At 57.3% G+C, this 6,000-nt stretch carries 4 protein-coding genes; all 4 read right to left on the bottom strand.

Annotated features, from left to right (window positions below; translation table 11 throughout):
* A partial coding sequence (locus JQN68_RS04060; protein WP_249621023.1) for an MFS transporter occupies positions 1-472 on the bottom strand: 472 nt, incomplete at its 3' end.
* Between the two features lie 106 nt (positions 473-578).
* Positions 579-3,266 (bottom strand): formate dehydrogenase subunit alpha, encoded by a 2,688-nt coding sequence (gene fdhF, locus JQN68_RS04055; protein ID WP_225072744.1) that lies wholly within the window; start codon positions 3,264-3,266, stop codon positions 579-581.
* Positions 3,267-3,302: 36 nt separating this feature from the next.
* Positions 3,303-5,156: an NADH-quinone oxidoreductase subunit NuoF gene (gene nuoF, locus JQN68_RS04050; RefSeq protein ID WP_225072690.1), complete on the bottom strand. Its 1,854-nt coding sequence runs from the start codon at positions 5,154-5,156 to the stop codon at positions 3,303-3,305.
* Positions 5,157-5,165: 9 nt separating this feature from the next.
* Positions 5,166-5,600: an NADH-quinone oxidoreductase subunit NuoE gene (gene nuoE / locus JQN68_RS04045; RefSeq protein ID WP_225072745.1), complete on the bottom strand. Its 435-nt coding sequence runs from the start codon at positions 5,598-5,600 to the stop codon at positions 5,166-5,168.
* Positions 5,601-6,000 lie beyond the last annotated feature (400 nt).

Below are 6,000 nucleotides of genomic sequence, written 5' to 3'. Positions count from 1 at the left end.
TGTTGATCAGGCCGGGAACCAGTTTGCCGATGAAGAAGGAACCGAGACCGAAGCCCATGACCGAAAGACCGGTGATGAGGCCGCGCTTGTCCGGGAACCACTTGATCAGGGTGGCGATGGGCACCACATAGGCCATACCGTTGCCGATACCGCCGATGACGCCGTAGCCCAGATACAGCATGGGCAGGCTGACGTTTTTAATGGCCATCCCGGCCAGGACCGTACCAATGCCATAAAGGATGACCCCGATCAGGGCAACCTTTTTGGGTCCCATCTTGTCGACCATCATGCCGCCGAAGGCTGCGGACAGACCGATCATACCGATGATGATCATGAAGGTCTTGGCGATGTCGGGCTTGGCCCAACCGGTAGCGTCAACGATGGGATTGCTGAACACCGACCAGGCATACACGGTGCCCAGCAGGGTCATGATGACGATCCCGGCAGAGGCGATCAGCCATCTCTTCGACATCAAATTCTCGTTACTCATTATTTTTCTCCTGATAGCATTCAAGCCTTACACAGGTTACAGCCTTGCCGAAAGCCGGGCGCACCAAGCGCCCGGCTTTCCACCATCCTCACATCGGCGAGGTTTTCTCGATTCTCACCGCAGCAACCTTGTATTCACCGGTTTTACTGATCGGGTCAAAGGCATTCACGGTCAGCTCATTGGTGGGTGTTTCCCGGTAATGGAAGCTCATCCAGATCATGCCTGATTGAACCTTATCCGTCACCGCCACCTTCGTTTTGACACTACCGCGGCGGGAAGTCACCTGCACCGTATCGCCGGTACCTACACCGAGCATTACGGCATCCGCCGGATGGATCATGGCCGCCTCTTCGGGCCGGTGGGCATCCAGTGCCGAGGAATACCGAGTCGTCACGTTATAGTGATAAAGGATCCGACCCGTGGACAACAGATAGGGATACTCTTCATCCGGCATTTCGGCCGGGGGAGTGTGGTCGATGGCCTTGAAAAGCCCTTTACCGCGCGCAAAAGCCTTGGTATGCAGAATCGGCGTGCCCGGGTGATCTACCGTCGGACAAGGCCATTGCAAACCGCAATGCTCGATCCGGTCGTAAGTGATGCCGCCATAGGACGGGGTCAGGGAGGCCAGTTCGTTGAAGATTTCCTCCGGATGGGCGTATGCCATGGGATAGCCCATCCGTTTTGCGACTTCACAGACAATCCACCAGTCCGGCCTGGTATCGCCGATGGGCTCGATGGCCTTGCGCACCCGCTGCACGCGTCGCTCGGAACTGGTAAAGGTGCCATCCTTCTCGGTAAAGCTCGCCCCGGGCAGGATCACATCGGCAAATTTAGCGGTCTCCGACATGAAAAGCTCCTGCACCACGACAAAATCCATGCTCTGCAGGGCCTTTTTGATGTGGTTGGCATCCGGATCGGTCAGCACCGGATCCTCGCCCAGGATATACATGGCTTTGAGCTTGCCTTCCACCGCGGCATCCATCATATCCGGAATGGTCAGTCCCGGCTGGTTGGACAATTTTACCCCCCAAGCCTTTTCAAACTTGGCCTGGACCTCCGGATTGACCACCTTCTGATAGCCGGGATAATCGCCGGGCAGCGCACCCATGTCGCAGGCACCTTGGACATTGTTTTGTCCGCGCTGCGGGTTGACGCCGGTGCCCTCCCGTCCGAGATGGCCCGTCAACATGGCCAGATTGGCCACGCTCATGACGTTATCCACACCGCAGATATGTTCGGTAATGCCCAGGGTGTAGCAGAGCATCGCCTTAGAGGTGGTTGCATACAGGCGGGCGGCATCATACAGGAGGTTTTCCGGAACACCGGTCATTTCGGAAACCCTGGCCGGAGTAAATTTCTCCACCGCCGCCTTGAGGTCCTCAATGCCTTCCGTTCGTTCTTCGATAAATTTCTGGTCGTGCAGGTTTTCCTTGATGATGATATGCATCAGGCCGTTCAGAAGCGGGATGTCGGTGCCGGGCCGCAGCTGCAGGAAAATATCGGCTTTATCGGCAAGCTCAATCCGGCGCGGGTCGGCCACGATCAGTTTGGTGCCATTCATCAACGACGACATGATCTTGGCACCCGCCATGGGGTGAGCTTCAGTAGGATTGGAGCCGATAACGAAGAACAGATCGGTGTTCAGATAATCGGCGAAGGAGTTGGTCATTGCACCGCTGCCAAATGAAGTAGCCAGACCGGCTACAGTGGGAGCGTGTCAAGTTCGGGCGCAGTGATCGACATTGTTGGTGCCGATCCCTGCGCGCACAAATTTCTGCATGACATAGTTGTCTTCGTTGGTGCAACGAGCGGAGGAAAGCGCCGCGATGGCATCGCTGCCGAATTTGTTTTTGATTTCGCCGAGCTTTGTTGCAACCAGATCCAGAGCCTCGTCCCAGGAGGATTCGACGAAAGCTCCGTTTTTCTTGATCAGGGGTTTGGTCAAGCGTTTTGGACTGTGGACATAATCGATGCCGAACCGGCCCTTGACACAAAGATCCCGACCGTTGGTCGGACTGGCGGGGTTGGATGTGGCGCCAAGGATCTTGCCGCCCTTGACATTCAGATCAAGATTGCAACCGACACCGCAGAAGGGGCAGGTGGTGCGAATTTTTTCGATTTCCCACTTGCGCGCCTTGCCGAGCATGGCCTTTTCGGTCAGGGCACCGGTGGGACACACGGCCACGCAACTGCCGCAGGACACGCAGACCGAATCCGCCAGCGGCTGGTCCAAGGCAGTGGTCACCTTGGTTTTGAATCCACGATAGGCAAAGTCGATGACGGCCCGGCCCTGCTTTTCCTCGCAGGCCCGCAGACATTTGCCGCACAGGATGCATTTGTTCATATTGCGGACGATAAACAGGTTATCATCCTCAAGTTCATACTGATGGCTTTCGCCGCCAAAGGCTCCCGGCTTGACATTATAGAAGTAGGCGTAATCCTGCAGTTTGCAGTCTCCGGCCTGGTGACAAGTGAGGCAGTCTTCGGGATGATTGTCGAGCATCAGTTCCAGAATGGTTTTCCGGGCCTCGATAACGGCCGGGGTCGAGGTTTGGACCTCCATGCCCTCGACGGCCTCGGTTACACAGGAGGCAACCAGATTGCGGGCACCCTTGACTTCCACGACACAGATACGGCAGGCACCAGGTTTGCTCAATTCCGGGTCATGGCAAAGAGTCGGGACAAACGCCCCGGCTTTCCAAGCGGCTTCAACGACCGTTGTTCCTTTCGGCACGGTAACCTGTGTGCCGTCCACGGTCAGAGTAACATTAGGCATTGCTTTTTCCTCCTTCGCTAAAATGATGACGGCTCATCACGCCTTGGCTATGGCATCGAACTTACATTTGGGCACACAGGCGCCGCACTTGACGCACTTGGTCGGGTCGATGACATGCACGGCCTTTTTCTCGCCACTGATGGCCCCGGTCGGACAGGCCTTGATACACACACCGCAACCGATGCATTTGTCCGCCAGAATGGTGTAGTTCAACAACTCGGGGCAAACCCCGGCCGGGCAGCGCTTTTCGTTGATGTGCGCCTCATATTCATCGCGAAAATATTTCAGTGTCGTCAGCACCGGATTCGGCGCCGTCTGCCCAAGGGCGCACAGAGCCGAAGTCTTAATGACCTTTGCCAGTCGCTCCAGGTTGTCTATGTCTTCCGGTACCCCATTGCCTTCGCAGATTCGCTCTAGGGTCTCCAGCATCCGCTTGGTCCCTTCGCGGCAGGGAGTACACTTGCCGCAGGATTCCATCTGGGTGAAGTTCAGGAAGTACTTGGCGATATCCAGCATGCAGCTGTCCTCGTCCATGAACACCAGCCCCCCGGAACCCATGATCGCTCCGGCCTGGCCGAGGGATTCGTAGTCAATGGACAGATCCAGCTTCTCGGTCGGCAGACAGCCTCCCGAAGGCCCACCGCTCTGTACCGCCTTGAACTTTTTGCCGTCCTTGATGCCGCCGGCGATGTTGTAGACCAGATCGCGCAGCGTCATGCCCATGGGTACTTCGCACAGACCGGTGTGGTTGATCTTGCCGGTGATGCAGAACACCTTGCTGCCCTTGCTTTTCTCGGTGCCCATGCTTGAGAACCAGTCGCCGCCCTTGCGGATGATGTTCGGCACGTTGGCAAAGGTTTCCACGTTGTTCAGACAGGTCGGTTTCTGCCACAGACCCTTGTGGGCCGGAAACGGCGGACGCACCCTCGGCATGCCGCGCTGACCTTCAATGGAGTTGAGCAGGGCGGTTTCCTCACCGCACACAAACGCACCGGCACCGGCCTTGATCCGCACCTTGAAGTTGAAGCCACTGCCCATGATGTTCTCGCCCATGATGCCCATCTCTTCGGCCACTTTGATGGCCATGTTGAGACGGCGGATGGCCAAGGGATACTCGGCGCGGCAGTAGATGACCCCTTCATCGGCGCCGATGGCGTACGCGGCGATCATCATCCCTTCCAAAACTGCGTGCGGATCGCCTTCCAGCACGCTGCGGTCCATGAACGCCCCGGGATCGCCTTCGTCGGCGTTGCAGACAATGTATTTCTTGTCGCCAACCGCATCATGCACGAACTGCCACTTGGTGCCGGTAGGGAAACCCCCGCCGCCGCGCCCGCGCAAACCGGATTTCTTGATTTCGTCGATGATGGCGATCCGGTCCATGGTCAGGGCTTTCTGGATACCCTCGTAACCGCCCGTGGCGATGTAGTCCTCGATGCGCTCGGGATTGGTCCGGCCCAGGCGCCAGGTAACCGAACGCACCTGCTGCTCGTAGTATTCGGACTTCTCCATGGCGGGGATGCCCTCGTAGGCCTCGGCTCCGCCAAGAATCTGGATCTGCGCCTGTTCGGCCACCGGCGTTTTCTGAACCATGTGGCTTTCGATCAGCTGCACCACGTTCTCGGGGCCAACTCCGCCATACACCACGCTGGCCCTGCCGGGCAGAGCCATCTCCACCACCGGCTCGGCGAAACACATGCCGATGCAGCTGGTGAAATCTACGTCCACGTCCAGCCCCTTCTTTGCCACTTCAGCCTTGATGGCGTCCATGACCTTGTTGCCACCGGCGGCGATGCCGCAGGTGCCCAGACCGACCACGATCCGGGGACGCTCCAGGTTCCTCTTGTACCGCTCCTCGATGTCGGAGCGCATTTCCTTTGATATGCTCATCATCCCCCCCTACGCGTACTGTGCCAGAATGTCTTCCAGGCCATCTACAGTCAACCGACCATGAGTATCGTCGTTGATCATGATGCACGGCGCCAAGCCGCACGCTCCGATACAGGCCACCGATTCCAGGGTAAAACGCAGGTCGTCCGTGGTGCCGCCATTGTCGACCCCGAGAATATCCTTGAGCCGATCAAAAACCTTGGCATTGCCCAACACATGACAGGCTGTGCCCAGGCAGACGCGGATGATGTTCCGGCCTCTCGGCTTCAGATGAAACTGAGCGTAGAAGGTGACTACGCCAAACACCTTGCTGAAAGGAATCTTCAACTCCTGGGAAACCTTCTCCAGAACCTCCGCGGGCAGATACCCGTAGATCTCCTGCACCCCCTGCAATACTGGAATCAGCGAGCCATCGTAACCCCGATAGTGCCCCAACAAATCCATCAACTGTAAATCCTGTGGCGAATCAACTTTTTCGCCGGTACACGCGCATCCTGCCATGTTGCTTTCCTCCCTTTCGTTTGATTTTCCATGCCGGCGGCACACATTGCAGGCTTTGGCAAAACGGCCTGCAAAGCCAATGGTCGGGGCCTGAAGAAATCCCCGAACGAGCTTGAACTGATTGATTTTTGGCTTTATACGCAGATCGATCCACGCCATCGCAACAATTGCAGGCAACGGCCAGGCGTGGAACCCGCCATCCGTCCCCAGAAGGCCCACCAACCGACTGATGCCGGGAATACGGAAAGCCCGGGCACAAAAAAACCCGCACCAATACCGAAGAATTTTCAGTATCCATGCGGGTTTCGTTGAGTCTGCGCGGGCAGAGGACGAAATAAACGCG

This window comes from Desulfuromonas sp. CSMB_57 (genome assembly GCF_020194955.2).
In the GTDB taxonomy this organism is placed as follows: Bacteria; Desulfobacterota; Desulfuromonadia; order Desulfuromonadales; family Syntrophotaleaceae; genus JAFCIY02.
Note: the sequence above shows the minus strand (reverse complement) of the source record. Positions and strands in the feature narration are given on the sequence as shown.

Coding starts and splice junctions, on each gene's coding strand:
- nuoE (WP_225072745.1), bottom strand. CDS start 5,600: ATGGATTTGTTGGGGCACTATCGGGGTTACGATGGCTCGCTGATTCCA.
- nuoF (WP_225072690.1), bottom strand. CDS start 5,156: ATGAGCATATCAAAGGAAATGCGCTCCGACATCGAGGAGCGGTACAAG.